Source organism: Streptomyces sp. NPDC048636, from assembly GCF_040650655.1.
GTDB lineage: Bacteria > Actinomycetota > Actinomycetes > Streptomycetales > Streptomycetaceae > Streptomyces.
Window position 1 is genome coordinate 408,670 of sequence record NZ_JBEZHR010000006.1, and the last position, 26,164, is coordinate 434,833.

At 70.8% G+C, this 26,164-nt stretch carries 23 protein-coding genes and 1 pseudogene; 15 read left to right on the top strand and 9 right to left on the bottom strand.

The window, feature by feature from the left end; translation table 11 throughout:
- Positions 1-21: 21 nt before the first annotated feature.
- A complete protein-coding gene (locus AB0C66_RS19545; protein ID WP_362439689.1) occupies positions 22-801 on the bottom strand; it encodes an IclR family transcriptional regulator C-terminal domain-containing protein in 780 nt (259 codons plus the stop codon).
- Between the two features lie 84 nt (positions 802-885).
- The gene (locus AB0C66_RS19550; RefSeq protein ID WP_362439692.1) at positions 886-1,857 is read right to left on the bottom strand and encodes a hypothetical protein; all 972 of its coding nucleotides are present in this window, start codon (positions 1,855-1,857) and stop codon (positions 886-888) included.
- Between the two features lie 215 nt (positions 1,858-2,072).
- On the opposite strand from AB0C66_RS19550, the gene AB0C66_RS19555 reads away from it, so the two are divergent.
- From AB0C66_RS19555 to AB0C66_RS19565, 3 genes are all read left to right on the top strand, one after another.
- Positions 2,073-3,272 (top strand): cytochrome P450, encoded by a 1,200-nt coding sequence (locus AB0C66_RS19555; RefSeq protein WP_362439695.1) that lies wholly within the window; start codon positions 2,073-2,075, stop codon positions 3,270-3,272.
- Entirely contained in the window at positions 3,248-4,699 is a 1,452-nt protein-coding gene (locus tag AB0C66_RS19560; protein ID WP_362439698.1) for an FAD-dependent oxidoreductase, read from the top strand. The genes AB0C66_RS19555 and AB0C66_RS19560 overlap by 25 nt, the downstream gene beginning before the upstream one ends.
- A gap of 288 nt (positions 4,700-4,987) precedes the next feature.
- On the top strand, positions 4,988-5,779 hold the full coding sequence (locus tag AB0C66_RS19565) for a serine hydrolase (protein ID WP_362439701.1): 792 nt from the start codon (positions 4,988-4,990) through the stop codon (positions 5,777-5,779).
- A 112-nt stretch (positions 5,780-5,891) separates the two neighbouring features.
- Here AB0C66_RS19565 and AB0C66_RS19570 read toward each other — a convergent pair whose 3' ends face one another.
- Complete coding sequence (locus AB0C66_RS19570; RefSeq protein WP_362439704.1) at positions 5,892-6,140, bottom strand: FCD domain-containing protein; 249 nt, start codon at positions 6,138-6,140, stop codon at positions 5,892-5,894.
- A 6-nt stretch (positions 6,141-6,146) separates the two neighbouring features.
- On the opposite strand from AB0C66_RS19570, the pseudogene AB0C66_RS19575 reads away from it, so the two are divergent.
- The 3 genes and pseudogenes from AB0C66_RS19575 to AB0C66_RS19585 form a co-directional block, all read left to right on the top strand.
- A pseudogene (locus AB0C66_RS19575) lies at positions 6,147-6,614 on the top strand (GTP-binding protein); the annotation flags it as partial.
- Positions 6,611-7,552 carry an urease accessory protein UreD gene (locus AB0C66_RS19580; RefSeq protein ID WP_362439707.1) on the top strand — a complete coding sequence of 314 codons (942 nt, stop codon included), beginning with the start codon at positions 6,611-6,613 and terminating at the stop codon, positions 7,550-7,552. The pseudogene AB0C66_RS19575 and the gene AB0C66_RS19580, both read left to right, overlap by 4 nt.
- A 250-nt stretch (positions 7,553-7,802) precedes the next feature.
- A complete protein-coding gene (locus tag AB0C66_RS19585; protein ID WP_362439710.1) occupies positions 7,803-8,339 on the top strand; it encodes an ATP-binding protein in 537 nt (178 codons plus the stop codon).
- Here the strand turns inward: AB0C66_RS19585 and AB0C66_RS19590 are convergent.
- A complete protein-coding gene (locus AB0C66_RS19590; protein WP_362439713.1) occupies positions 8,274-9,182 on the bottom strand; it encodes a LysR substrate-binding domain-containing protein in 909 nt (302 codons plus the stop codon). The two genes, AB0C66_RS19585 and AB0C66_RS19590, sit on opposite strands and share 66 nt — an antisense overlap.
- A 98-nt stretch (positions 9,183-9,280) precedes the next feature.
- On the opposite strand from AB0C66_RS19590, the gene AB0C66_RS19595 reads away from it, so the two are divergent.
- The 6 genes from AB0C66_RS19595 (at position 9,281) to AB0C66_RS19620 (ending at position 14,932) form a co-directional block, all read left to right on the top strand.
- Positions 9,281-10,276 carry a pyridoxal-phosphate dependent enzyme gene (locus tag AB0C66_RS19595; RefSeq protein WP_362439717.1) on the top strand — a complete coding sequence of 332 codons (996 nt, stop codon included), beginning with the start codon at positions 9,281-9,283 and terminating at the stop codon, positions 10,274-10,276.
- A gap of 147 nt (positions 10,277-10,423) precedes the next feature.
- Positions 10,424-11,386 carry an ABC transporter substrate-binding protein gene (locus AB0C66_RS19600; protein WP_362439719.1) on the top strand — a complete coding sequence of 321 codons (963 nt, stop codon included), beginning with the start codon at positions 10,424-10,426 and terminating at the stop codon, positions 11,384-11,386.
- 4 nt (positions 11,387-11,390) lie between these two features.
- On the top strand, positions 11,391-12,329 hold the full coding sequence (locus AB0C66_RS19605; RefSeq protein ID WP_362439722.1) for an amino acid ABC transporter permease: 939 nt from the start codon (positions 11,391-11,393) through the stop codon (positions 12,327-12,329).
- A gap of 8 nt (positions 12,330-12,337) precedes the next feature.
- The gene (locus AB0C66_RS19610; protein WP_362439982.1) at positions 12,338-13,090 is read left to right on the top strand and encodes an amino acid ABC transporter ATP-binding protein; all 753 of its coding nucleotides are present in this window, start codon (positions 12,338-12,340) and stop codon (positions 13,088-13,090) included.
- A gap of 9 nt (positions 13,091-13,099) precedes the next feature.
- A complete protein-coding gene (locus AB0C66_RS19615) occupies positions 13,100-14,431 on the top strand; it encodes a M20/M25/M40 family metallo-hydrolase (protein ID WP_362439725.1) in 1,332 nt (443 codons plus the stop codon).
- 72 nt (positions 14,432-14,503) lie between these two features.
- Positions 14,504-14,932 (top strand): Rid family hydrolase, encoded by a 429-nt coding sequence (locus AB0C66_RS19620; RefSeq protein WP_362439728.1) that lies wholly within the window; start codon positions 14,504-14,506, stop codon positions 14,930-14,932.
- A gap of 7 nt (positions 14,933-14,939) precedes the next feature.
- On the opposite strand, the gene AB0C66_RS19625 is transcribed toward AB0C66_RS19620, so the two are convergent.
- The gene (locus tag AB0C66_RS19625) at positions 14,940-16,406 is read right to left on the bottom strand and encodes an FG-GAP repeat protein (protein ID WP_362439731.1); all 1,467 of its coding nucleotides are present in this window, start codon (positions 16,404-16,406) and stop codon (positions 14,940-14,942) included.
- A 214-nt stretch (positions 16,407-16,620) separates the two neighbouring features.
- Positions 16,621-19,977, bottom strand: coding sequence for a PQQ-binding-like beta-propeller repeat protein (locus AB0C66_RS19630; protein WP_362439734.1), 3,357 nt, complete (start codon positions 19,975-19,977; stop codon positions 16,621-16,623).
- A 248-nt stretch (positions 19,978-20,225) separates the two neighbouring features.
- Between AB0C66_RS19630 and AB0C66_RS19635 the strand changes: the two genes are divergently transcribed.
- Positions 20,226-20,825 (top strand): TIGR03086 family metal-binding protein, encoded by a 600-nt coding sequence (locus AB0C66_RS19635; RefSeq protein WP_362439737.1) that lies wholly within the window; start codon positions 20,226-20,228, stop codon positions 20,823-20,825.
- 152 nt (positions 20,826-20,977) lie between these two features.
- On the opposite strand, the gene AB0C66_RS19640 is transcribed toward AB0C66_RS19635, so the two are convergent.
- Positions 20,978-22,282 (bottom strand): MFS transporter, encoded by a 1,305-nt coding sequence (locus AB0C66_RS19640; protein ID WP_362439740.1) that lies wholly within the window; start codon positions 22,280-22,282, stop codon positions 20,978-20,980.
- The gene (locus AB0C66_RS19645) at positions 22,279-23,631 is read right to left on the bottom strand and encodes a M20/M25/M40 family metallo-hydrolase (protein ID WP_362439743.1); all 1,353 of its coding nucleotides are present in this window, start codon (positions 23,629-23,631) and stop codon (positions 22,279-22,281) included. The genes AB0C66_RS19640 and AB0C66_RS19645 overlap by 4 nt, the downstream gene beginning before the upstream one ends.
- A gap of 72 nt (positions 23,632-23,703) precedes the next feature.
- Here AB0C66_RS19645 and AB0C66_RS19650 point away from each other — a divergent pair, with 72 nt between their 5' ends.
- Positions 23,704-24,258: a winged helix-turn-helix transcriptional regulator gene (locus AB0C66_RS19650; RefSeq protein ID WP_362439746.1), complete on the top strand. Its 555-nt coding sequence runs from the start codon at positions 23,704-23,706 to the stop codon at positions 24,256-24,258.
- Here AB0C66_RS19650 and AB0C66_RS19655 read toward each other — a convergent pair.
- Positions 24,255-25,367, bottom strand: coding sequence for a hypothetical protein (locus tag AB0C66_RS19655; RefSeq protein WP_362439748.1), 1,113 nt, complete (start codon positions 25,365-25,367; stop codon positions 24,255-24,257). The two genes, AB0C66_RS19650 and AB0C66_RS19655, sit on opposite strands and share 4 nt — an antisense overlap.
- A 384-nt stretch (positions 25,368-25,751) precedes the next feature.
- On the opposite strand from AB0C66_RS19655, the gene AB0C66_RS19660 reads away from it, so the two are divergent.
- On the top strand, positions 25,752-26,078 hold the full coding sequence (locus AB0C66_RS19660; RefSeq protein WP_362439750.1) for a hypothetical protein: 327 nt from the start codon (positions 25,752-25,754) through the stop codon (positions 26,076-26,078).
- Positions 26,079-26,164: the final 86 nt, after the last annotated feature.

Here is a 26,164-nt window from a genome sequence, read left to right on the forward strand (position 1 = left end):
TTGTGCCCTACGGGACAGCCTCTAGGCGCCCTCGGCGAGCAGGGAGAGGCCGGCGGTGAGGGACACCGCCCGCAGGTGCTTGGCCACACTCGCGATGTCCATCCCGTGGGTGACGCCGGAGACGGACAGCGCGGCGACCGGCCGACGGGATTCGTCCAGAACGGGCAGAGCCAGGCAGGTGACGCCCGGGACCACGCCGTCGGTGCTGACGGATATCCCTTGCCGGCGGGCGGCGGCCAGGAGGCCATCGGCGCGGGCGGCCACCCGCGGGGGGCGGACTGGCGCGTCGGCGCCCAAGGCGCGTTGGTGGGTGCGCGCCGTCGCCATGGCCCGGCCCAGGGCCGTGCGATGGACCGGCGCCCGGTCGGGGACGCTCGGGCGGGACCGATGATTGCGCTGCCCGTGGACCCGCTCGATCAGAACGACATCCGTACCGCTGACGACGGCCAGGCTGACCGTCTCGTGGGTGAGTTCGTACAGGTCCACCATGTGGGGCAGGAGCACCGTACGTAATCGGTCCACCGGCAGCCCGAGCGTCGAGTCGGCGAGGGCGGCCAGCGCAGGGCCCCGCCGGTAGGCGCCCCCGGCACACTCGATCATCCGGCGGGCGACGAGCAACGACAGCAGCCGGTGCGTGGTCGATTTGGCCAGACCGCTGCCGCGGGCGATGCGTGTCAGGGTCGGGCGCGCCCCCGACGCGGTCAGTTCCGTGAAGCTCTCCAGCAGGAGCAGCACCTTCTCCGCGGCTCCGGGTGTCTGGTGGGCCGCGTGCCCGGCCGGCGGGTGCAGGGGGACCGTCACGTGGCACCGCTCCTGAGAGGCCGTCAACAAGTGACATGATTTTACTGGCCAGTAGGGGGAGTGGCGCTGCCTGATCGGGCAGGGTTACGCCCACCGCACCTGTTCGGCGTGGCTGCGGTACCGGTCGGTGATCTGGTACCAGTCGAAATGGGCCACGATCCACGACTCCAGACCGGCCAGGTAGCGGACGAGCGCCGGATCGGCCTCGTGCCGCACCTCGTCGGTGAGCGCCATGAACGACCGCACGGCCTCGTCGTGCACCTCCGCGGCCCGCCGCAGCCCCTCCGCGTAGGTGCAGCCGTGCTGCCGCGCCAGCACCAGTGGGAGGCTGCGCACCAGGTCGTCCTCGTGGGTGTGTTCCTTACGCGAGCCGAGCACATCGTTGGCGTAGTCGATGACATCGGCCGCCGCGGTGTTGACGGCGCGCACGGCGGGGCCCGCCCACACCGGCCCGGGGAGTTCGAACCCGCGGGCCACGTCCACGAGCGTGAAGACGATGTGGCAGATGCCGGTGTAGCGCCGGAGACGGACGTACTCCGCGAAGTCAGGGGTGTGATCGTTGAGGCTGTAGGTCACCTGGCACAGCGCCGACATGAAGTACTCGGTCATGCTGGTTCTGACCCGCATGACCTGTTCGGGGCCGGCCCACTCGCCCAGTCGCAGAAAGAGGTCGCGCAGGCTCGAGCCGTACGGATCGGTGGGAGCCGGAAGGGTGTCCGGGTCCTCCATGACGGCTCGTAGCCGCAGCACGAGACGGGCCGTCGGGAGCCCTCGTTCGGCGGGGTCGACGCTGTCGGCGTAGCGGTCGTCGAACGCGGTGAGCCAGGCGGTCAACTGGGCGGCGATGACGGTGGGTTCGAGCATGCCGTCCGCGTGTGCCGCGCCGGTGAGCCAGCCGATCTTGATACGGGAGAGCCGGTCCCGCTCGGCGTCGTCGCGGATCAGGCCGAACCGTTCCATCCAGGCCACGACCTCCTTCTCCACGGTGTCCGCGTGCGGCCGGTCGGGCCGGGGGAACGGGCAGTACAGGCCGGGCACGTGCAGCGGGTCGGACATGGTCCCTCCGGGCGGGTCGCGGGTTCGGGCGGCCGAGTCTCCTGAGCCGGTACGGCGGCGGGAAGAAGGTGTTCCACCGGATGGAACGGGTGCTTGGCCGGGCCGTCGGCCGCGCCGAGAGTCGGTGCGCCGCCGCAACACCCGCACCGTCGGCGGCTCATCGACCCCAGAAGCCCAGAAGCCCAGTACTCGAGAACCCCGGTGAGGCGTACACCATGACCACAGCCGACGGATGTCCCGTCTTCCCCTCCGCCCAGAGACCCTCCGCCGACCACGACAGCGGCGCGGCCACGCTGCTGGACGTGTGTCCGGTGACCGAGGCGCGCCTGGCCGACGGCGCCCCGGTGCACCTGGCCCTCAGCCACGCCGCCGTCCGCCAGGTGCTGATCGATCCGCGGTTCAGCCGCGCCGAGGCGTCCCGACCGGGCGCGCCCTCGGTCGTCCCGTTCCACGCCCGGACAGGGATGCTGCACTCCATGGACCCGCCGGAGCACACCGCACTGCGGACCCGGATCGCACGGGCCTTCACCCCGCGCACGGTCGAACGGCTGCGCCCCTGGATCGAGGGGCTGGTCGAGGACATGCTCGACGGGATGGAGGCGGACGGCCCGCCCGCCGACGTGGTCGCGCATCTGACGGCGCCTCTGCCCGTGAAGGTTCTCTTCCAGCTTCTCGGCATCCCCTATCAGGACCGCGACGACTTCCGGCAGTGGACCGAGAAGGTCCTGCCGACGGGCGCGGTGACCCCCGAGGAGGCGACAGAGGCCGCCGGGCGGATCGCGGCCTACCTGGAACGGCTGGTCCGGGCCAAGCGCCGGCAGCCCGGTGACGACCTCATCAGTACGCTGTGGGAACCCGGCCCGGACGGCACCCGGCTGGGCGAGGAGGAGATCCTCGCCAACCTCCTCCCGCTGCTGGTCGCCGGGCATGACACGACCCACAACCAGCTCTCCAACTCCCTGGTGGCACTCTTCGAACGGCCCGCGCAATGGGCGTTGTTGCTGCGCCGCCCGGATCTCGTGCCGAACGCCGTCGACGAACTGCTCCGCCACCAGATGCTCAGCCGCATCGGCATGCTGATGCGCGTCACCACGGCCGAGGTGGACGTGGCCGGGGTGACCCTCCCCGCCGGAACGGCCGTGAACGCCCTCAATTGCGTGGCCAACCGCGACCCGGCCGTCTTCCCCGACCCCGACCGGCTGGACGTGACCCGCCAGGACGCCGCCAGACACCTCGCGTTCGGCGCCGGACCGCACTACTGCCCCGGGGCCCAACTGGCACGGCTGGAGCTGGGTATCGCCCTGTCGGCGCTCCTGCGGCGCTTCCCCACCCTGCGCCCGGCCGTGCCGCTGGGGGAGCTGCGCTGGAAGGACGGCATCATGCGCGGCCCGTGGGAACTGCCCGTCACATGGTGACCGGTGGCAGGCGTCCGGGGCAGGACGGCGAGGCGCGAAGGACAGCGCACCGGACCGACCGGACCCGCGGCGCCTGGGGCCACGCGGTGGTGATCGGCGCCGGATTCACCGGGCTGCTCGCCGCCCGCGTACTCAGCGCGCGTTTCGCCCGGGTGACCGTGGTGGAGCGCGACCGGCTCCCTCCGGGCACCACCCACCGCAGCGGACTCCCGCAGGGGCGCCATCCGCACGGGTTGCTGGCGCGTGGCGCCGACATCGTGGAGGAGCTGTTCCCAGGGATCCGCGGCGACCTCGCCGCACGGGGCGCGCCGGTGTTCGACTTCGGTTCCGGCTTCGCGACCCGGCTGCCCCACGGCTGGGCGCCGCGCGCCACCGTCGGCGTCGAGGCACAGTCGTTCGACCTGACGGCGCTGGAGAGCGCGCTGTGCGACCGGGTACGGGCCCTGCCGCAGGTGCGTTTCCGGGACGGGTTCGCCGTCGAGGGGCTGGAGCTGAGCGCGGACCGCCGCCGGGCCGTCGCCGTGCTGGGCCGCGGCCGCGGCTGTGACGATCCGGACCGCGCACCCGTCCGGATCGGCGCGGATCTGGTCGTGGACGCGGGAGGACGCACCTCCCGGCTGCCCGCATGGCTCGCGGCGGCCGGTCTGCCACGGCCCGAGGAACGCAGGGTCGCCTCCCCTCTCGTCTACAGCTCACGGATGTACGAGCTGCCCGAGGGCGAGGCGCCCGAGTGGCTGGTCTCCTTCGAGATGACCTTCCCCCCGCTGGTGAGCCGGGGCGGTGCGGCGATCACCGTGGACGGCACCCATCGGCTGGTGAGTCTGGTGGCCCCCGCCGGACAGCTGCCGCCACCGCGTGACGACGCCGCGCTGCGGGAGTTCGCCGGATCCTTGCGCAACCCGCACTTCGCCGATGTCATGACGCACAGCCGTCCCACCACACCGGCGTACCGCTGCCCCGTCGGTGGCAATCACTGGATCCGCTACCACCGGCTCCGCCGGTGCCCGGACCGGCTGCTGGTGCTGGGCGACGCGTTCTGTGCGTTCAACCCCGTCTACGGCCAGGGACTCACCGTGGCGGCGCTTCAGGCACGACTCCTCGGCCGCCTGCTGGCAGGAGCCGCCGCCCCGGCCGGGATCGCACGCCGCTTCCAGCGGCACGCGGCCCGGATCGTGCTCTTCCCCTGGTTGACCGCCACCGCCGCGGACCAGGGCTGGTCGGCGGCCCCACCACCTCCCGTCGCGCGGTGTGTACGGCGTTTCCTCGACACGGTGATGCGGCGGGCGCCGGAGAACCCGGTGCTCTACGCCCACTTCGTACGGGTGCAGAACATGCTCGTATCCCCACTCGTTCTGCTCCGGCCCTCCCTCCTGCGCCACCTGCTGCGCCGCACGCCCCGTGCCGGGGGCGAGGCCAGGGCCGGGTGACGGCCCACCAGCCCGGGCCGGGCTACGGGGAGGTTGTGCCCATTGTGGGGTGATCTTGTGACCATCGGGCGCGTTCTTCTACCTCGCCGACGGTTGACACATCATCCAGTGGGAAAGCGCTGGGGTGCCTTCGCGACGGAGCGAAGGCGCCCGCGCGACGAACCGCACCACGAACGAATGGACAGGCACGCCATGGGGCGACACCGACGTATATCCCAGCTTCCTCGTACCACCCTGGGGGCAAGGGCGGCGCTGGCCGCAGGGGTGCTTGTGCCGACGATCGCCTCGGTGGGGTCGGCTCACGCGGCTGCCCCGCAGGCGGCGATCTGCACCTCGGACAATCCGGAACTCGCCGACAAGCTCTCCGAAGACCTCAACTCCGCACTGGACGGCTCCTCCGCCACGACGGCGATCAGCCTCCATGACCGCACCACGAACACCACCTGCACTCTCGACGCGGACCGGAAGTTCGACTCCGCGAGCACGGTCAAGGTGACCGTGCTCGCCACGCTGCTGTGGGACGCGCAGAAGGAGGGTCGCGCCCTGACGCAGGAGGAGCAGGATCGTGCCACCGACATGATCACGAAGTCTGACAACGATGCCACCACCGCGCTGTGGAAGCAGCTGGGGGCGGACAAGGTCAACGGGTTCCTGCGGGCCGCGGGGATGACCGACACCACGCTCGACAGCGAGGGTCACTGGGGGCTCACCCAGATCACCGCGAACGATGAGGAGAAGCTCCTCCAGCTGGTGACCCACGCCAACCCGCTGCTCAGCGAGGACTCCCGTGGCTACATCCTGAAGCTGACAGGTGAGGTCATCCCCTCGCAGCGCTGGGGGACCCCGGCCGGTGCGCCGAGCGACGCACAGGTGCATGTGAAGAACGGCTGGCTGGAGCGGGCCACGAACGGCTGGCGGGTGCACAGCCTCGGCGCTTTCACCGGTGGCGGCCACGACTACACGATCACGGTGCTCTCGCAGGACAACGCCACGATGGACGACGGCATCGCCACCATCGAGGGCATCGCCCGCGCGGTCCACAAGAACCTCAACGCGCCCGCGTCCAGCGTCCAGCCCTAGCCCGACTCCCTGGGCGGGGGAGAGGCCGGGGCATCCGTCGCGCGGACCACGGCCCGTCGAGCCGGTCTCTCCCCACACCGCCGTCGTACCGCCCGCACTGCCCCGACCGCGCTCAGGCCATGGGGCGGGTGCCCCGCTGCTCGGCCTTCCTGGCGTTGGCCTTCAGCCGTTCCAGGATCCGGTCGCGCCCGCTGAACCAGTTTTGCTCCAGCGCCTCCACCGCGGCCGGCACATCGCCCCGCAGCAGGCACTCCGCGATCTGCTCGTGCTCCTGCGCCGAGCGCTCCAGGATGTCCCCGTCGCCCACCACCACCCGCTCGTAGCGGTGCATGGTCAGCTTGAGCGAGGTGACGAGGTCCATGAGCCGCTCGACGCGGACCGGATCGTCGGCGTCGAGACCGGAGCCTGTCCGCACACCGCAGTCCGGGACGACCCGACGATGAACCAGGCCGCGGCGGACGAGATCCTGGAACGCTTCCCCGACGTGGACACGCTGCTCTTCGAAAGCGGCGGCGACAACCTGACGCTCACCTTCAGCCCGGCACTGGTCGACCTCTTTCTGTTCGTGCTGGACACCGCCGAGGGCGACAAGATGCCGCGCAAACGGGGCCCGGGCATCACCGAGTGCGAGCTGCTCGTCATCAACAAGATCGACATCGCCCAGTACGTACGGTGCGACCTGGACGTGATGGAGTCGGACGCCCATCACGTCCGGCAGGGGCGGCCGGTGGTGCTGACCAACTCACTGACCGGAGAGGGATTGGAGACCATCGCCGACTTCCTGCTGGCCCACGAGGCGGCCCGGCAGGACGCTCAGGAAGCGGCTTCCGCATGACCAAGGCGCCCGCGCGGCTGGACCCCGCACACTATGAACCCGGCCGGGTACCGGCCCGGATGCTCGCCCTCACCGGCACCCCGGACACCCTGGCCGCCGGGCGCCCCGGCAAGGTCGGCCTGCTCGAACTGGGCTACGCGCGGGTCGGCGACCGCACCGAACTCGTCGACCGCTACCAGAAGTCACCGCTTCAGATCATGCGTCCGCTGTATGTGGACCCGCTGCGGCCCGACATGCCGGTGACCTATCTGATGTCCACCGGCGGCGGCATCGTCCAGGCCGACCGCAACCGCATCGACATCGACTGCGGCCCCGACACCGCCGTACACCTGACCACTCAGGCCGCCACCAAGCTGCATCGAGTGGAGTTCGACCACGCCACCCAGATCGTCAACCTCGCCGCTGGGTCCGGCAGTTACGTCGAGTACCTGCCCGATCCGCTGATCCCTTACCGGGACGCGCGCTTCTACCAGCACACCCGGGTGACCGCCGATCCCACCGCCACCGTGCCGCTGGGCGAGACGATCGCGGCGGGCCGCCTGGATCGCGGCGAACGGCACGCCTACCGCCTCCTCTTCAGCGACCTGGAGATCCAGCGCCCCGACGGGGAGTTGCTGGTGGTGGACACCGTCCGGCTGGATCCGCACGAGACTGGCTCGGTGACCGGCCCGGCGGTCTTCGCCGGTCACGACCTGATGGCCACGCTCTTCGCGGTCACCCCGCTCGCCCCCGCGGCGGAGGTCGCCGACACCCTGCACGAAGCTCTGCTGACCAGCGGTCTGGCTTTCGGCGTGAGCGTACTGCCTGATGACTGCGGAGCATGGGCGCGGATCATGGGCAGCGACTCGCCCGCGGTCACCCGCGCCATGCGCACCGCCTGGGACGCCCTGCGCCGCCTGCTCATCGGGGTCCCCGCCCCCGACCTGCGCAAGAGCTGACGCCCCGTCGCCTCCCGAGAAGTGAGGCGTCTCGGGCAGCCCGCGTGGAACCGCCCCCACGCGGGCTGCCCGGGTGGGCGGGCCCATGAGCCCTGGTGCTTTCCGGCGAGCATAAGGACGGCTTACGCAGTGCATCGGGGAATGCCTCTTCTGCTGACGCATAGGCCGTGCGCAGCCTGGAAGCAGCCTCTTCCCCCCGCGCAGGCGGACGTGGCACCGGTCCGAGGCCACCGATACGAGGAATCCCCCCATGTGCCCGCTCAAGCCCGCACCGCATCCGGCGAGCCGAGTCGGCCGACAGCGCGCCGACCGGGCCCCCGCCGCTCACGGCACGGCCTCCCACACCAGCCGACTCGGCCTCGCCGGAACCGTACGGCCGGTGACCGCCGCTCGCCGACACGTTCATGACACTCTCCGGTGCTGGGGCCTGACCGGCGCCGTGCTCGACGACGCCCTGCTGGTGGCCTCGGAGCTGGTCGCCAACGCCGAGCAGCACGCGGCGGGAGGTGGCGGGCCGCTGGAGATGCGGCTCACCTTCCGCACCGGCCACGTGATCATCGCGGTCAGCGACGCCGAGTCCCGTCGCCCCGTGTGTCACCCCGCCGACGGCGGCGCCGAGTCCGGGCGTGGCCTGGCCATCGTCCGCGCGCTCGCACAGGCCCTCGGCTGCCGGGTCGGCGCGGGCCGGAAGACGGTGTGGGCCAGGCTCACGGTGCCGGATTCAGGCCCATCGACCGGCGGCGCGCCGACGCACGAGCAGCTGTGTGAGGGCTCGGGTCGCCGGTGAGGAATCGGCGGCACGCGTCGTGAGGTGGATGTTCCGGGCCGCTCCTCTCGGCTCGCTGATCTCCAGGTAGGTCACGCTCGGCCGGGGCGCCGCTGCCAGCCCCGGGACGAGGGCCACGCCGAAGTCGGCCGCCACCATGTCGAGCAGCATCTCGTAGTGGTCGGAGCGGAAGGCGATTTCAGGTTCGAAGCCCTCGGAGCGGCACAGGAGTTCGGTGACGGCCTGGAACCCCTCGCTCGGCACGGTCGAAAGCCAGGTGGCCTCGGCGTAGTCGCGAAGCCGTGCCGTCGTCTGGCCCGCACGGTGCAGATGCGGGGGGACCGCGAGCAGGATCCGGTCGCAGTGGAGCTGGAGCTGTCGCAGCCCACGCAGGTCGGGCGGGGACAGGTGCTCGTATTGATGTGTGACGGCCAGGTCGATTTCTCCGGCGGCCACGGCGGGGATCGCGACCTCGGGTTCGGCTTCGGTGAAGAACAGGGAAACGTCGGCGTGCCGCTGCCGGAAAGCCATGAGAGCGGGCACGACCAAGGGGGTCGCGGCGGTGGCGAACGCCGCGACGCGCATCCTGCCGCCACGCAGACCGGAGACGGCGTGAACGGCTTCCTCCGCGGCGTCGAGCTCCGCGAGGACGCGGTGGGCGTGCTCCACCAGGACGCGACCCGCTTCGGTCAGGCGCACGCTGCGCGCGGAGCGTTCCAGCAGGGCGATGCCCAGGTCCTGCTCAAGTGTGGACAGCTGCTGGGAGGCGGCCGACGCGGTGCAGCCCGCGCGCTCCGCGGCGCCCGCGATCGACCCGGTGCGGGCGATGTCCCGAAGCAGGCTGAGCCTTCGCGGATCGAGCATAAGGAAATCATACGCTCAGCTGAAGGAAGTCGGTATCGTCCTGATGCTCGGCGTTGGGAGAACGTGGCTCGACACACCGTCGAACCCCAGGAGGGCCCATGCCGTCCACACCTTCCGACGCCCCGGCCGGGCAGCTCGCCCCGCGCCTGGTCCGGCCGCCTACGGCCGAGGACCTGGAGCTGGCGTGGCGGACGGTCAGCGCCCACCTGCCTCCCACACCGGTCGACTTCGGCACCGGAGGTCCCTCCGGTGCGGACCTCGCCCTCAAGCTGGAGTCCCTGCAACCCACGGGATCCTTCAAGATCCGTGGAGCGCTCACCTCGCTTTCGGCCCTCCCCGAGGGCGTTCGCGTCGTCACGGCGTCCGCCGGCAACCACGGCCTGGGCGTCGCCTACGCGGCCCGGGCCCTCGGCCGTCCGGCCACCGTCGTCGTCGCCGAGAACGCCTCACCCGCCAAAGTGTCCGCGCTGCGTCGTTTCGGCATCGACCTGGTGCGGACCGGAAGCTCCTTCGACGAGGCCGAGGCCCACGCCCTGGCCCTCGCCGACCACGGTGGCCATTACCTGTCCGCGTACAACGATCCGTACGTCATCGCCGGTCAGTCGACCATCGGCCGGGAACTGGACACGCAGCTCGACGGTGAGCTGACGGTGGTGTGCGGGATCGGCGGTGGCGGGCTCGCCTCGGGCCTCGGCCTGTGGGCCCGGTCGCGTCCCGGCGTCCAGGTGGTGGGTGTGGAGGCCGAGGTGTCCACGGCGGTCAGCGCCGCCGTGCGGGCAGGCCGACAGGTCACCGTGAGCATCGGGGAAACCCTCGCCGACGGCATGGCCGGAAACATCGAACCCGGCACGGTGACTCCCGGCCTGATCGCCCGGCATCTGGCGGCCACGGTGACGGTCACCGAGGCCGAGATCCGCGCGGCGATCCGCTACCTGGTCGCCGAACGGGGTTGTGTCGCCGAGGGTTCCGGCGCGGTAGCCGTCGCGGCCCTGCTGGCGGGAAAGGTGCCCCTCCGCGGGCGCGCGGTGGCCGTTGTCTCCGGCCGCAACATCACGCTCCCGGCCCTCGCGGACGCGTTGGAGCCGTCCACCTGACCTCGTCCGTCCACGGCACCGCACGCCGATGACGTCCGAGAGTTCACGCCCTCGCGTCCGGTGGCGCGCCGGTCCCGCGAGCCGTTCCCCACTCCGCCTCGCTCCCACACATCCCCCACCGCCTCCTCGTGCCCCCAGGGAGAAACCATGTCCCCACACAGTGGTGCGCTGCTTCCGCCACGTACTCGCCCGTGCGTCCACGCCGCTCTGGCGGCAGGCGTCGCACTGGCCCTCGCCGCCGCCTGTGCCAACCCCGACGACGCCGGTTCGTCGTCACCCACCGCTTCCGCCGGGACGAAGGCCACGGGACCGGTGAAGCGCGACCCGGCCCTCTACGCCATGGTGCCGGCCGACTACCGGAAGGCAGGCCGCATCAAGGTCGCGACCAACGCGCCCTTCCCGCCCTTCGAGATGTTCGCCGGGAACAACAAGCTCACCGGTCTCGAGATCGACCTCGGTCACGCCCTGGGCCAGCGGCTGGGTGTGCCGTTCGAGTTCTCCCAGCAGCCCTTCGACGGTCTGCTGCCGGGCTTGCAGGCGAAGAAGTACGACGTGCTGATGGCCGGTCTGTTCGACACCAAGAAGCGCGAGAAGACCATCGACTTCGTCACCTACGCGCGGTCCGGTTCCGCCGTCATGGTCGCCAAGGGCAATCCCGAGGACATCAAGACGCTGGCCGGTCTGTGCGGGAGTCAAGCCGCCGCGCAGACCGGTGCCCAGCAGATCGCCTTGCTCGAGAAGCAGAGCCGCGACTGCACCACGAGCGGCAAGAAGGCCGTCGTCATCAAGACCTTCCCGCAGTTCTCCGACGCACTGCTGGCCCTGAAAACCGGCAAGGCCGATACGGTCCTCGGCGACCTTCCCGCCGTGCGCTACTCCGCCGAGAAGGACGGATCGGTCGAGGTCGTGACCGATCCGGCCGCGCCGAGCGGGTACGGCGCCGAAGCGATGGGCATCGGGCTGCCCAAGGACGAGCCGACCCTGCGCGACGTCGTCCGGAAGGCGCTGGCCGGTCTGATGAAGGACGGAACCTACCGCAAGATTCTCGACGCCTACGGCGTCGGTCACATCGCCGTACAGGCTCCGTCCGTCAATCAGGCAGGGGGCTGAGCCGATGACCCACGTTCCGTCCGCCGCCGTGTCCCCGGCCGTCCATGACGTGGACCTCCCCGTCCGCAAGCTCCGCAGACCGGGCCGCACTGTCGCCGCCGTCCTGGCGACACTCTGCGCCGCCGGGATCGCCTGGAGCTTCGCCACCAACCCCCACGTCGAATGGCACACCGTCGGCGCCTACCTGTTCGCTCAACTCACTGTGCGGGGCGTCTGGGTGACGTTCTACCTGACGGTGGTGAGCATGCTGATCGGAGTGGTCGGCGGCACCCTGATCGCCGTGATGGCACTGTCCGACAACTACGTGCTGCGCACCATGGCCACCGCCTACACAGCCCTGTTCCGCGGCACCCCCGTCCTTGTGCAGATCATCTTCTGGGGGTTCATCGGAGCGTTCTTCCCCCACGTCACCCTCGGCATCCCCTTCACCGACATCGTCGCGTACTCGGCCCCGACCAGCAGTCTGGTCTCGGCGACCACCGCCGCCATCCTGGCCCTCGGGCTCAACGAGATCGCCTACGCGGCGGAGATCGTCCGCGGCGGTATCGAGTCCGTGGACCCGGGCCAGCGGGAAGCGGCCTCCGCGCTGGGACTCGGCCCGGCCACCACGATGCGCCGCATCGTCCTGCCGCAGGCGATGCGGGTGATCGTGCCCCCGATGGGCAACGAGGTCATCACCATGCTCAAGACCACATCGCTGGTCTCGGTCATCGCGGGCAACGACCTGATGACCAATCTTCAGCAGGTCTACTCCCAGAACTACAAGGTCATCCCGCTGTTGGTGGTCGCCTCCCTCTGGTATCTCGCGCTCACCGCCGTCTTCACCCTCGGGCAGCGTCAGCTGGAGAGGCACTACGGCCGCGGCACCCTGTCCGGCTCCGCCCGCGGGGGACGGCACTCCAAGGGCTCCCGGAGAGCCCCGGCGACCGGGAGGTCACGATGAACACTCCCATGGTCAGTGCGGTCGGCGTGCACAAGGCGTTCGGCCACAACGAGATCCTCAAGGGGATCGACCTCACCGTCGAACAGGGCGAGGTCGCCTGCCTGGTCGGTCCCAGCGGATCGGGCAAGAGCACCTTCCTGCGCTGCGTCAACCACCTGGAGAGCATCGACTCCGGACAGCTGTATGTCGCCGGTGAGCTCGTCGGATACCGTCGGCACGACGGCTGGCTCCAGGAACTCTCCGAGAAGGAGAGCGCCCTGCGCCGCAGCAGCATCGGGATGGTCTTCCAGCGCTTCAACCTCTTCCCGCATATGACGGCACTCCAGAACATCACCGAGGCGCCCCAGCGCGTCCAGGGGCGCACCCGGGCCGAGGCCGAGGAAGAAGCCCACGGCCTGCTCGCCCGCGTCGGTATGGCCGGGCGGGAGAACCAGTACCCCTCACAGCTGTCGGGAGGCCAGCAGCAGCGGGTCGCCATCGCCCGCGCCCTGGCCATGCGGCCGCAACTGATGCTCTTCGACGAGCCGACCTCCGCCCTCGACCCCGAACTCGTCGGCGAGGTGCTCCACGTCATGCGGGATCTCGCGGAATCCGGCATGACCATGGTGGTGGTGACCCACGAGATGGGCTTCGCCCGCGAGGTCGCCGACCAGGTCGCCTTCCTCGACGACGGCCGCGTCGTCGAGCACGGCACCGCCACGGACGTCCTGACCACACCCGCTCATGAGCGCACCCGCGCTTTCCTCGCCCAGGTTCTGTAGGAGGCGGCCATGACCACACCGGACGCCGCCGCCATCGCACCGGACCGGCACGGTCTCGACGAAGTGGTCGAGCTGTGCCGGGACCTGATCCGCATCGACACCAGCAACTTCTTCGACGGCACCGGGCCGGGGGAGCGGCCGGCGGCCGAGTTCGTCGCCCACCGGCTCGACGAGGCAGGCATCGACAGCACCCTTCTGGAGGCCGCCCCACGCCGCACCAGCGTGGTCGCCAGGATCCCCGGACGCGACCGCTCACGGCCGGCCCTGCTCGTCCACGGCCATCTCGACGTCGTGCCCGCCGACCCGCACCACTGGTCCGTCCACCCCTTCTCCGGCGAGATACGGGACGGCTGCCTGTGGGGCCGAGGAGCGGTCGACATGAAGAACATGAACGCCATGATCCTGGCCGCCGTACGACAGCTGGCCCGCAGCGGCGAACTCCCCGCCCGGGACGTGGTCCTGGCCTTCCTCCCGGACGAAGAGGCCGGAGGCCACCACGGATCACGCTGGCTGGCCACCCACCACCGCGACCTCCTGGACGACTGCGACCAGGCGGTCAGCGAGATCGGCGGCTTCTCCGTCGACCTGTCCGGAACCGACCGGCGCGTCTACCTCGTCGAGACCGCACGCAAGGGCGTCGCCTGGCTGCGCCTGCGCGCCCGCGGCACACGCGGCCACGGCTCGCTGCTCACCGACGACAACGCCACCGCGCGCCTGGCCGGGGCCGTGACCCGGCTCGCCCGGCACGTCTGGCCCCTCGAGCTCACACCGACCACCACCCGTATGACGGACGAACTCCGGCGGCTGACGGGGATCGATGTGACCGAGGACGACCTCGGCCGCACCCCACTCGCTCCCCTCGCCGGGCTGATCGGCGCCTCCCTGCGGCATGTGGCCAATCCGACCGTGCTGCGGGCCGGCGACACCATCAACGTCATCCCGTCCGAAGCGGAGGCGCTGGTGGACGGCCGGTTCGTCCACGGTCTGCACGAGGAGTTCCTGCGCACCGTCGGTGAACTCGCCGGGCCCGGGGTGGAGATGGAGATCCTCGACTTCACCGCCTCGGCCGAGACCGACCCCCACGGCACACTGGTGGACGCCATGCACCGGGCGCTGCGCGCCGAAGACCCCGCGGCAACGGTGATTCCCTACTGCTCCGCCGCCTCGACCGACAACGCCTCCTTCGCCCCGCTGGGCATCCAGGGCTTCGGCTTCGCTCCACTCCAGCTGCCGCCCGGCTTCGACTTCGCGTCCATGTTCCACGGCACCGATGAGCGCGTTCCGGTGGAGAGTCTCCGCTTCGGAGCCCGCGCTCTGTACCGGTTCCTCACCGACAACTGAGAGCCCGGAAGACCGCAGCGTCCCCGCCGACACGCCCCCCTCAGCCTCGTCATTCAGCCCCTGGAAGGACATATGCCTCTCACCACCATCGCCACCACGGCGGCCCCCGAACCGGTGGGCGCCTACAGCCAGGGACGCCGCATCGGCCCGTTCCTCCAGGTCAGCGGCCAGCTGGCCACCGATCCCTCGACCGGGACGCTCCTCGCGGCCGATGTGGCCGGCCAGACCCGGCGCGTACTCGAACAGGCACAGGCCGTCCTCGCCGCGGAGAGCGCCGGCTGGCAGGACGTCCTGATGGTCCGCGTCTTCCTGGCCAGCGACGACGACGACGACTTCGAGGCCATGGACAGTGCCTACCGCGGCTTCCTGGCAGCGCCCTTCCCCCCGCGCACCACGGTCACCGCCGGCCTGGCCCCTGGAGCACTCATCGAGATCGACGTTCTGGCCGTGCGGCCCCCCGGCGGGCGGGCCGACGCCGTGGGGCGGGAGGAACATCCATAGGGCGCGCTCAGCGGCTGCTCAGCGGCTTGCCGTACTTGTGGACCGTCGAGAGGTGCGGGAGGCCGAGCGTGCGGGGGGAGAAGGCCGCCGCGCCGTGGGCCGTGCCCTTGGGGAGGAGCCATGCGGCGCCCAGGGAACCGTTCTCACCAGGGGAGCCGACCGTGACATCCGGTACGCCGTCGGCGTTGTAGTCGCCCGTGGCCACCGCCGCGCCGAAGGTGTCGCCCGCCTCGGCGACACCCGGGACGCCCGGCGTGTCCTGGTTCCAGGCGACGGACGTGGCAGCGCCGCCCGCGTCGAGCAGGCCCTGGGCGCCGCCGTGGAGCAGCCAGGCGGCGCCCGCCCCCGCCTTGCTTCCGATGGCCTCAGCGGGCGCGCCCGCGACCAGGTCGTCGCGGCCGTCGCGGTTGACGTCGGCGACGGCGAGGGCGGCGCCGAAGCGGTCGCCGTCCTCGGCCACCCCCGGGACGCCCGTGGTGTCCTGGTTGAGGGTCTGGGCGCGGGTGCCGAACGAGCCGCTCGCGGGGCTTCCATAGTGGATATGGACACCGCCACCCTTGGCGAGTGTCTCGGGGCCGCACGGGTCGTCGATGTTCTCGTCGGCGATCTCACGGCATTCGCCGAGCGCCAGGTCGTCGTGGCCGTCGCCGTCGAAGTCGCCGGCGGCCAGGGCGGTCACACCGGCGTTGTCCGTGTTCCAGAAGTTGGCCATCTCGGACCGGTCGGTGTCCCACTTCCACAGGCGCACATGGGACTGCGTGTTGGGGACACCCGCGGTCCAGTACGCCACGGCCAGGTCCGCCGTGCCGTCGCTGTCGAAGTCACCGGTGGCAAGGACGGGGGCGCGACCGCCCATGGGGGCGGCGACGACGGTGGTGACCATGCTGTCCTCGCCTTGGATGACACGGGCGACGACCTTGTCCGTGCCGCCGATCACGATCGCCTTGTTGCCGCCGCCGGTCAGGTCGGCGGCCGCGACCGATGTGCCGTACGCGGCCGACGGCGAAGGTCCGGTGAGGACCGTCGACCCCGGGCCCGGCCCGTCCTCCGAGCCGCCGACGGCGATGACCATGCCCGCGTCCTTGCCGCGGTCGGTGACGTCCTCGCCGGGGACACCGACGAGCAGCTCCGCGATGCCGTCGCCGTTGAGGTCCGTCAGGGCCACGGATGCGCCGAAGCGGTCGCCGGTCTCCGGGGCGCCGGGAACCTCGGGAGTGGCCTGGGTGACACGGATGCTTCCGTGGGCGCCGATACCCTTCGGGCCGCCCCGGACGACGTTCACATACCCGGCCTTGGCCAGGCCGCCGACGGTCCCGTCCGGGACGCCGACGGCGAGGTCCGCGTAGCCGTCGCCGTTGAAGTCGCTCGTGGCGGTGCGGGGTGCGGCAGCGGCGGGACCGGACGGGAGCACGAACCCGACGGTGGCCGCGGCGGCTGCGATGGCGTATGTCAGGGTGCGGCGGCTGTGTGGCACGGAGGCTCCCACTCGGTCGATGAGGTGCGCGTTCGTCTGGTGTGACCGTCGAGGGGCGGAGCTGGTTGTACGGAGTTCACCGGTGATTGGTGCCGGGTTCATGAGGGAGGCGAGGGCCCGATCCCGCGGGAGACGCCCGCGCCGTGCCCGCGCTGCGGAAGAGCGGCGCGGGCACGGCGGCAGGATGCGAGTCGTGATACGGAGTGGCTTGTGCTCAGCCCTTTCGCCCGGCCAGCGCGTGAACCGTGCCGTCGTCCGTGAGGGCGAAGACCCAGTCACCACTGACGGAGAGGGCCGAAGCCACTCCTCCGCCGAGCTTGTACTCGGTCCGCTGTGTGCCGGTGGCGCGGTCGAGCACCAGCAGACGGCCGTCCCACGTTCCCACGTACACCGAGGACTTCGTCACCAGGGGGTGCATCGTGGGCGATCCCGCGCCGGCCTCGCAGCCCATGGCGACCCGCCAGGGGTCGTCCAGCGGACTCTTGCCCGGCAGATATCCGGCCTTGGTCTCCCACACCGGTTTCGACGGATCGGACGCGCTCGTGTCGTAGGCGCGTACGACACCGTCCCGGCCCGCGACATAGGCGATGTCGCCCCACACGGCGGGGCTGGTGAGCGGGGACTTCCCCGGCTCACAGGTGGCGGTGCCGCCCGGCTTGGACTCCCAGGTCACCGCGCCCGTCTTCGGATCGTGCCCGCGGACGCCGTAGGCCGTGAACGTCACCAGCTTCGCCGGGCCCGACGCGGGGTCCGTCAGCACAGGCGAGGAGTGGCTGTCGATGTCGCCCGCGGTGTCCTTCGACCACAGCCGGGTGCAGGTCGCGAGGTCCATCGCGATGACGGTGTTGCTCGACATGGAGTGCAGATAGGCGGTGTGGGAACCGGGCTCGCGGATGGCGGTGCTGTGCGCCTGGCCCCAGGAGAACGCGGCTTCGAAACCGCCCGGCAGCCGTTCGCCGGTCGTGGCGTCCCGACAGCGGATCGTGTGCGCGTCCTGGTAGACGGCGACCGTACGGTCCTGGCCGGTGAGCGGGAAGACGCTCACCGGTCCGCCCGCGCGTCCGTAGCGGCGCACGGTGTCGCCGTGGGTCTCCTCACGGTCGATCGACTCCCAGACGACCTTGCCGTTCGTGGCGTCCAGCGCGTAGATCCGTCCGACGCCGGTGGTCAGATAGACCCGTCCGCCGTGGAGGGCCGGCGTCGATTCGGCGTCGCCGTCCAGGTAGGTACGCCAGAGTTCGCGGCCGGACGCGATGTCGTACGCGAGCATCATGCTGTACGGCGAGTCGAAGGCGCGGGAGGAGACGATCAGGCGGCCGTCCGCGGCCACCGAGCCGTTCAGGTTGAACTGCTCGCCGGTGTGCCGGGTCCACTGGAGGTCGAGCCGGTCGCCCGGGTTGTCGCCGCTCGCGGAGCGCCCCGCCTCGTCGCGGCCCTGCCGCAGCCAGTCCTGCCCGGTCTTCGGCGTGGTCAGCTCGGAGTCGGGGACGACGGCGAAGGTGCTCTTCCGCACCGGGAACGCCTTGCCCCTGGTGTCGTACGCCGTCGCCTCGGTGGTGTAGGTGCCGGGCCGCAGCCCGCGCAGCGGTGTGGCGCTCGCCCGGGTCCAGGCCCCGCGTGCGTCGGGGCAGGGCTCGGCCTCGCCGCCGGGCGGGGTGTAGCAGTTCTGGACGCCGGGCCCGGCGGCACCCGTGCCGAACCGCGCGTTCGTCCGCTTCACGACATGGCCCCGGGCGTCCCGCACGGTCAGCGTGGCGTTCGCGGGGGTACGGCCGTCGTCCTCCGCGTACACCTCGACGGGCACCCCGGCCCGCGCGCCGTGCACGCTGCCCTGCGCGGGGCTGACCAGGGTGGCGTCGTCATCGATGTCGAACTGCCGGTGGATACCCGTCACATGACCGGTGTCCTCGTCGCGGCGGGTACGCGGGTCGTCGGTGATCCCGCTGAAGTCGAGCACCTTGTAGTCGGGGTGGGCTCCGTCGATGCCGTACGTGCCCTGATTGTTGACCTCGACCGACCGCTTGAAGGCGCCGCGGCGGAACTCCGCCTGCTGGTTGTGCCCGGCCGCGACCATCCGTACGTCGTACTTGGCCAGCTCGTCGATGGTCGGCTGCATGCCCGCGCCGGGGCCCCACTGGGTGAAGAGTGAGCGGTGCGCGAAGACGAACACCTGCTTGCCGACCGCGTGCGTGGCCAGGTCCCTGCGCAGCCACTCCAGCTGCGGTCCGAGCCCGCTGGCGTCGTAGTTGTCCTCCAGCACCACGATGTGGCGGCCGTTGCGGTCGAAGCTGTACCACTCGGGGGCGAGGTTGCGGCGGTAGTACTCCAGGCTGCCCGCGTAGCCCTTGGACGTGGCCGTGCCGCCGAAGTCGTGGTTGCCCATCACGGGGTAGAAGGGGTGGCCGAGCCGCCCCTCCTCGAGCCCTTTGCTGAACAGGTCGTAGGCGCCCTGACGGCGTGGCTCCTCCGCGTAGTCCGTGACGGTCAGGTCCCCGGTCGCGATCTGCATCGTCGCCCCGTCGACCTCCGACATCGCCCGCACCTGGCCGGTCCACTGGGGCAGCACCGTGCGGGCCTCGGTGTCGGTGCGGTTGCCGACCTCGGAGTCGGAGTTCATCACCCACTTCTCGGTGGGCCGAGCGGCGTTGCGGTCCGGTACGAGCGCGAAGTCGACGCCACTGCCACCGGTCTCGGGGACCTTGTGGAAGAACCGCGGGATGTAGTCCTCGCGCAGGGCCGGGGTGTACCCGTCGGGCGAGACGATGCTGACGAGATCCGTCTCGCGTCGCGACGGGTCGATCTCCAGGGTGTACGAGCCGTCGGCGCGGGTGGTCGCCCACACGGCGCCGTCGGTGACATCGACCCCCGCCATGGCCCGCTCGCCCTTGTCCCGCTTGCCGTTGCCATTGCCGTCCCGGAAAACACCGCCCTTGACGGTGACGGTTTCCGGTGCCGCGTCATCGGCGAACGCGACCTGCGGCACCAAGCAGGACAGGACGACGACCCCGGCGGTCGCGACCTGAAAACGGCGGCTTGTGCGCAGGCCACGGAAGAGGGACGGCAACGACCGGGCGACGAGGACGAGCACGACACCGCCCGCCGCCACGAGTGCGACGGTGGGCCAGGGGAACGCCGGCAGGGCGTGCGCGCCCTTGGCGTCGACGAGAGGCGTGGCCGCCGAGGCGTCGACCGCGGTGCCGTCGAACTCGACGACGACCTGGCTCAGTCCGCCCTCGTCCAGCAGCGCACTCAGATCGAGCGCGTCGAGCCGGCAACTCCAGGCCAGTTCGACCACGACACCGCCGGGGACCCCTCCGTCGTCACCGGGCACCCCCGAACCGGTGGCCGGGCACGCGGCCGGCAGCACCGTGGACGCCCAGCCACCGGCGTCGGCGGCGGACACCACATCGTGGTGCACGAGGAGACGGCCCTTGGTGGCGTGATCACCGGTAGTGACGACGAGCTCGGCACGCTCACGCGAGACATGTGCCAGAGCGGGCTGGGCACCGACGCCCAGCACAAGGAACAGCAGCACGAGACAGAGCCCGCCGACTGTGCGTATGTGTTTCATGGCAGCGGAGGCTAACCATGATTCACCCGTTTCTGACCAGGGCCGAACGACTTTCACCAGGCCGTCCGAAAGAGTTCAGACGCGGAGCGGACGGGGACGCGCGCCGTTGCGAGGGCCCAGCGCGCGCGAACGGCCCCGCGGAACGCCCGTCCGTCGCGGGTTGTCTCCTTGGAGGGGCAGTTCCCGGGCACGAGCTCAGCGTCTGATTCCCGCCAGCATGTCCCTTCCGGTACCCGCATGCTGGGGCCATGGCCTACCGTTTCGTCGGCATCATCGACCGCTATCTGCTCTCCAGCTCCGAGTTCACCCGCAGACTGTCCGCGGTACGCCCCGAACAGTGGACGGCCCCCACCCCTTGCGCGGAATGGGACGTCCGTCACCTCGTCAACCACATGACCCGGGGCAACCTCAACTACATCTCTCTGCTGGACGGCGGCTCGGCCGCCGACTTCCTCCGGCACCGGGATGAGGACGCGCTGGGTGACGATCCGGTGGGCGCCTATACCCGCTCGGTGCGGGAGTGCGCCGCGGCGTTCCGGAGGCCGGGCGCCCTCCAGCAGATCCTCGACTACCCCCTTGGCCCGGTGACCGGTGAACAGGCCCTCGCCGTCCGGACCACGGACGCGACCATTCACACGTGGGACCTGGCGCGTGCCCTCAACGCTTCCGAGGAACTCGACCCGGGGCTCGTGGCCTGGATCGAGGACCACCTCAGCGAAATCTACGCCGGCTTGGCGGAGTCCCCCGTCTCCTCCGACACCACCCACCGCTTCTTCGCCACCCCGGCGGCCCCACCCCTGGCCGGGGAGGCCCGGCAAGCCCGGTTGTTGCGACTGATGGGCCGCTGAGCGAGAGGACCCGTGCTCAGGGAGCCGGGGACCCGGCGGCCCGGCTGCCGCCTGGGAGCGGCACCAGCTGGTGCAGGCGGTCGCCGGCCCTCGCCGCAGGGGTTCCGGTGAGCCGGAAACACCTGCGGGACGCTTACGAGTTGGGCGTGTGTTCACACCTTCTCGTGCCGGCTTGTCGTCCTGGCCTGAGTCTCCGGAACGGTCTGGTCTGTCGTGTGGACGTAGCGGTCGCTGACCAGTACGACGGCGAGCGAGAGTACGGCGAGTGCGGTGAGCCAGAAGGCTGGTGCGAGGGGTGTGTCGAGGGTGGCGAGCAGCCAGGTGACGGCGACCGGTGTAAGGCCGCCGAAGAGCACGACGCCCACGTTGTAACTGATGGACAGGCCGGTCCCCCGGACGGTGGTGGGGAAGAGTTCGGCCATGCGGGCGGCGAGGGGGCCGGTGTACCAGGGTTTGATCAGCCCCATCAGCGTCATGACGATGCCCATCGTGGCGAAACTCGGCGCGGCCCGGAAGAGCAGGAACAGGGGGACGCTGGTGACGGCGATGCCCGCCGCCGCGATGGTCAGCATCTTGGTGCGGCCGATGACGTCCGAGACATGACCGGCGAGCGGAGCGATCAGCACCATGATGGAGCCGGTGAGCATGACCGTGGTGAAGCCGGTCGACGCGGGCAGATCGTACTGCCGGATGGCGTACGTCGGCATGAAGGTGATCAGATACGAGTAGGCGGTGGACACCGCGAGGATCCCGATGCAGAGCGCCATCCTGGTCTTGTGTGAGCCCAGTGTCCGTACGACGGGATGCTTTGCGGGCGTGGTGCGGCGCGCCTGGCTGAACTCCGGTGTCTCGCTGAGGTTTTTGCGGATGTGATAGCCGACGGGGCCGAGCAGCAGACCGAACGCGAAGGGGACTCGCCAGCCCCACGCCTCGAACTGCGCGTCGTTCAGGGCTCTGCTGGTGATCAGGAGCAGGAGAGTGGCCAGAACGGTGGCGAGGGCCTGGCTGGCCGCCTGCCAGCTGGCCATGAGGCCTCGCCGGTTGGCGTTCTGCTCGACGAGATAGCCCGTGGCGCTGCCGAACTCTCCGCCCGCGGAGAACCCTTGCATCAGCATCGCGAGCACCATGCCGATCGGTGCGGCGATACCGATCGTGTCGTAGCCGGGCAGGAACGTGATGATCAGCGTGGCGAGCACCATGATGCGGATGGAGGCCATCAGCGCCGGCATCCGGCCCGCGCGGTCGGCGTAGGCGCCGAGGACGAGCGCGCCGACCGGGCGGACACCGTAGGCCAGTGCGACGGTGCCGAATGTCAGGAGGAGGGAGCCCGTTTCGTCCTGGCCGGGAAAGTATTGCTCTGCGATGGTGCTGGCAGCCAGGGTGTACGCGGTGAAGCTGAGCCACTCCAGGGCGTTCCCGACCGATGCCGCGGCCACGGGCCGCCACTGACCGGTCATCTTCCTCCTCCGATGCTGCGCAGGACCGCGGCCGCGGTCACGATGCCGTCGTGGAATCGGGCGAGTTCGAAGTTCTCGTTGGGAGCGTGGTTGCGCTCGTCGACGTTGCCCAGCGGAATGCCGTAGCAGGGCAGTCCGAGCCCGTCGGTGATACCGGCGATCGGCAGGCTGCCTCCCATCGCGGGCGCGAGCAGCGGTGGCTTGTCCGCCGTGGCGCTCACCCCGTCGAGCACCGCCTGTGCGTAGGGCGCGTCCGGCAAGGTACGCGAGGGCTCCATCATGGCTTTGAAGACGACCTCGGCGTGCGGAAGCCGGGCGGCCACATGCCTGCGCACGGCGTCGACGACCGTGGCGGCCCGCTGTCCGCAGGCCAGCCGCATGTCACAGCGGGCGACCGCGACCGACGGGATCACCGACCGGTGCTCCTGATTGTCCAGGCAGGTGAGTGAGTTGATGCTGAAGGTGGGCAGCGCCAACCGCTCGTTGACCCCGGCATCGCCGCACATGTCCATGCGGTCGAGCCCGACCCCGGCCAGTAGCTCCTGTGGGCCCACGGGCAGCGCGTCAAGTGCCGCACGCTCGGCTGTGGTCAGCGCGGTGGTGTCGGCGTCATGGCCCTCGATGAGGATGCGCCCGTCGGGTGCCCGCATCGTGGACAGCAGCCAGACCAGCTCCCATGCCGGGTTGGGCGCGACGTTGCCCCAGTTCCCCGAATGCAACGCGGTCTCCGCGCCCCGGACGGTGATCTCGAAACTCACCGCGCCGCGCACCCCGAGCAGCACGGTCGGTTCGTAGCTGTCGTGAACCGGCCCGTCGCTCCACACCGCGACGTCCGCGTCGAGGTCGGTGCGCATCCCCGCGAGCGTGGCCGCCAGATGCGGACTGCCGATTTCCTCCTCGCCGTCGAGCAGTACCGTCACCGAGCAGGGAAGGCCCCCCTCGCTCGCGCGCAGCGCGCGGACGGCGAGCAGCTGCGCGAGATGCTGCCCTTTGTTGTCGCCCGCGCCGCGCCCGTACATCCGGCCGTCACGGATCGCGGCTTCGAACGGCGGGCTGTCCCACTGCTCGAGCGGGCCGGCGGGCTGCACGTCGTAGTGACCGTAGATCACCACGTGCGGGCTGCCCTCGGGTCCCGGTGCATGACCCGTCACCAGCGGCCACCCGCCCGTCTCGACGACCCGCGGCTCCAGCCCGCTTGCGGCCAGCAATCCACGGGCGTGCTCGACTGCCTCCGGCATGCCCTCCCCGGTGGCACTGATGCTCGGTACCCCGATCCAGCGAGCCAGCAGCTGTTCGTGCCGCGCACGGTGGCGCGCCACGTATTCCTTGATGTCCTCGATCGAGCCCATGCCACCGTCCTTGCCAGCGGTTCCAAAATCTGAAATCGATGTCAATCGTGGCTATCGGTTATAGTGCTGTCAATGGCTGAACCCACGAAACTGCCGACGACTGAAGCGGAACCGCGCAAGCGGGCAACCCCCCAAGATCTGCGCGCTCTGACACACCCGCTCAGCTGGCGCATCCTGCGCCTCTGTCTGGAGAAGTCACAGACCAATCAACAACTCGCACAGCGACTCGGCGTCTCGCCGGCCACACTGCTGCGCCGCATGCGAGCCCTCACCGACGCCGGTTTCCTCACCGTCGAGCCACCGCGTCAGGGCGAACACGGGGCATGGGAACGCCCCTACCGCGCCACCGGCGCAACCTGGCGTCTCGACCTCGGTACGGACGCGGACCAACTGACGGGCCAGATCGACCTGGCCATCGTCGACGCCCACCGCGCTGAACTCATCGAGAGCGGTCCGAACCCCAGTCGGCACACCCGACGCGAGATCCTGCATCTCGACGCCACGACCCGCACGGAACTCGACCAGCGGATCGACGACCTCCTCGACGAGTTCCAGAACCGCTCCACACCGGATGGCACGCCCGTATCCGTCCTGTGGAACGCGGTCGAGCAGGCGGACACCCCCTAGGACCGGGTCGCCCGCCGGCACTCGTCCCCGGCGGACCCGCCCCGCCCGATCGGCGCGCTGCGGTCGTACGGGTCGACCTCTGGGCCGGTGTCGTCCGCGCGGCGGTCCGTGCCGAAGGGCGGGGTGAAGTAGCCCGTGGGGGCGCCGCAACCGCCGTTGGTCATGTCGTACTTGTACGAGACGATCGAGAACCTGCCCGGCTCGGTGATCACCTTGGCGGGGTCGTCCCAGTTCAGGACCAGCTCGCGCCGGACGATGGTGCGCACGATCTCGTCGTCGCCGACCGCGTCCGCGCGGGTGACCGGGTAGACGAAGGTGACGTCGGCGGTCACCTGGAGCGCGCCGCGCTTGCCCTCCCGGTAGGTGAGCCGGCCCCGGGTCTTCACGACGTCGCCGACCAGGTTGGTGCGGGAGGGCTGGAAGCGGCTGAAGAGGAGGAGGGGGTCGTTCTTCTCGCTCGGGGTGTGGAAGGCGGTCTTCAGGAGGTCTTGGACGTCCTTCTGATGCGGGTTGATCAGTGCGATCGCCTTCTCGGGGCGCTCGCCCCGAAGCACCCCGCGGTCCAGGCCGGACGCGACGAGGAAGTCCCGGCTGCGGGCGAGGGCCCGCCCGACCTCGGCCTCGCTCATCCAGCCGACCGCCCTGGCCTTCGGCACGGTGATCCCCGCCGCTCCGCTCGCCCACCTCGCCGCCGGCGAACCGCGGAACGGCTCGTCCCTGGTGGGGCGTTGGGCCGCCTGGCCCGGGGGAGCCTGGGTGGGGCGGGCGGTCTCGGCCGCCAGCGGCGGGGAGTCAGGGTCGTCGCCGGTGAACAGGTCCACTGTCCACCCCGGCGCGAGCGCCACCACCAGCAGCACCAGCGAGGCCAGCAGCCCGACCACGTACCAGCCCGTGCGCCGCTCGGGCCGCGCGGGCGTGTAGCCGCGCCAGCCCTCCAGGTCGCGGCCGGGCTCCGTGCCGGGCTCTGTGCGCAGCCGTTTCGCCACCTCGCGGGCCCGCGCCGATGGCTCCTTGGGCGCGTCGGCGGCACCCGCCACCGACTCGCGCAGAAACCGCTCCCACTCCTCGTCGGATCTGGACGAGCCGTTCGGCCCCGTATCCGCACTCATCCCCGACCCCCTGGCAATCAGCCCACCGCGGCCCACCCCCTGGGGCGCGTCCGCATAATGACACATTGCGCTGACAGCGAGGCCGGCCGGGGGCTCCGGACTCCAGGGTCTGTGGCTGGTCGAGACAGCTGTCATCTGGTCGCGCGGTCTGCCACCGCGCCCTCGCCGGCCCCCTTCCCGAGGATGAAGGTCGCCAGTTCCCCTGTGAGTGGACTCATCCAATGCGGCTGTGCACTCAGCGCTAACGACCTGGCCTCCGCAAACCGGAATCCTGGGGCAACAGGGCGGAGGGCGCAGGTGATCACGGTGACCGAGAGAGGTCCGGCCTGCGAACAACCACCTGTGTCCGGACCGTTGGCCTTCGGGCCTTCAAGGAGAGTGACCATGAGGAAGTTCGCGCGGAGCGCGGTAGTGGCAGGCGTGGGGTTCGCGCTGGCGGCGGTGGTGTCGCCGGTGGCCCACGCGGCCAGCCAGACCCCGGCCCCCAAGGCGCAGGGGCAGATCTGGGTGCACGCCTTCGAGAATGCCCCGACCTACGAGGAGGCCACCACCCATTCCCCGAAGGTGGGCAGGGGCATACGGAAGGGCGAGAGCGCCCCGGTCATCTGCATGTCCACGACCGGGTGGTACAAGATCCCTGACGCGAGCCAGGATCCCATCTGGGCCGAAGCGGATCACTTCGACTCCGTGGTCCACATGCCGAAGTGCTGACCACCTGACGGGTAGTGCCCTCGCGTTCCGTACACCGACCCGCGGGGCGAACACCCTGAGGGGAGCGGGCGGCGGCGCGCACGAGC

Bases quoted from the DNA above. Each gene is read 5' to 3' on its own strand.
- AB0C66_RS19550 (WP_362439692.1), bottom strand. From the start codon at position 1,857: ATGTCCGACCCGCTGCACGTGCCCGGCCTGTACTGCCCGTTCCCCCGG.
- AB0C66_RS19555 (WP_362439695.1), top strand. From the start codon at position 2,073: ATGACCACAGCCGACGGATGTCCCGTCTTCCCCTCCGCCCAGAGACCC.
- AB0C66_RS19570 (WP_362439704.1), bottom strand. From the start codon at position 6,140: ATGGACCTCGTCACCTCGCTCAAGCTGACCATGCACCGCTACGAGCGG.
- AB0C66_RS19580 (WP_362439707.1), top strand. From the start codon at position 6,611: ATGACCAAGGCGCCCGCGCGGCTGGACCCCGCACACTATGAACCCGGC.
- AB0C66_RS19585 (WP_362439710.1), top strand. From the start codon at position 7,803: ATGTGCCCGCTCAAGCCCGCACCGCATCCGGCGAGCCGAGTCGGCCGA.
- AB0C66_RS19590 (WP_362439713.1), bottom strand. From the start codon at position 9,182: ATGCTCGATCCGCGAAGGCTCAGCCTGCTTCGGGACATCGCCCGCACC.
- AB0C66_RS19595 (WP_362439717.1), top strand. From the start codon at position 9,281: ATGCCGTCCACACCTTCCGACGCCCCGGCCGGGCAGCTCGCCCCGCGC.
- AB0C66_RS19600 (WP_362439719.1), top strand. From the start codon at position 10,424: ATGTCCCCACACAGTGGTGCGCTGCTTCCGCCACGTACTCGCCCGTGC.
- AB0C66_RS19605 (WP_362439722.1), top strand. From the start codon at position 11,391: ATGACCCACGTTCCGTCCGCCGCCGTGTCCCCGGCCGTCCATGACGTG.
- AB0C66_RS19610 (WP_362439982.1), top strand. From the start codon at position 12,338: ATGGTCAGTGCGGTCGGCGTGCACAAGGCGTTCGGCCACAACGAGATC.
- AB0C66_RS19615 (WP_362439725.1), top strand. From the start codon at position 13,100: ATGACCACACCGGACGCCGCCGCCATCGCACCGGACCGGCACGGTCTC.
- AB0C66_RS19620 (WP_362439728.1), top strand. From the start codon at position 14,504: ATGCCTCTCACCACCATCGCCACCACGGCGGCCCCCGAACCGGTGGGC.
- AB0C66_RS19630 (WP_362439734.1), bottom strand. From the start codon at position 19,977: ATGAAACACATACGCACAGTCGGCGGGCTCTGTCTCGTGCTGCTGTTC.
- AB0C66_RS19635 (WP_362439737.1), top strand. From the start codon at position 20,226: ATGGCCTACCGTTTCGTCGGCATCATCGACCGCTATCTGCTCTCCAGC.
- AB0C66_RS19640 (WP_362439740.1), bottom strand. From the start codon at position 22,282: ATGACCGGTCAGTGGCGGCCCGTGGCCGCGGCATCGGTCGGGAACGCC.
- AB0C66_RS19645 (WP_362439743.1), bottom strand. From the start codon at position 23,631: ATGGGCTCGATCGAGGACATCAAGGAATACGTGGCGCGCCACCGTGCG.
- AB0C66_RS19650 (WP_362439746.1), top strand. From the start codon at position 23,704: ATGGCTGAACCCACGAAACTGCCGACGACTGAAGCGGAACCGCGCAAG.
- AB0C66_RS19655 (WP_362439748.1), bottom strand. From the start codon at position 25,367: ATGAGTGCGGATACGGGGCCGAACGGCTCGTCCAGATCCGACGAGGAG.
- AB0C66_RS19660 (WP_362439750.1), top strand. From the start codon at position 25,752: ATGAGGAAGTTCGCGCGGAGCGCGGTAGTGGCAGGCGTGGGGTTCGCG.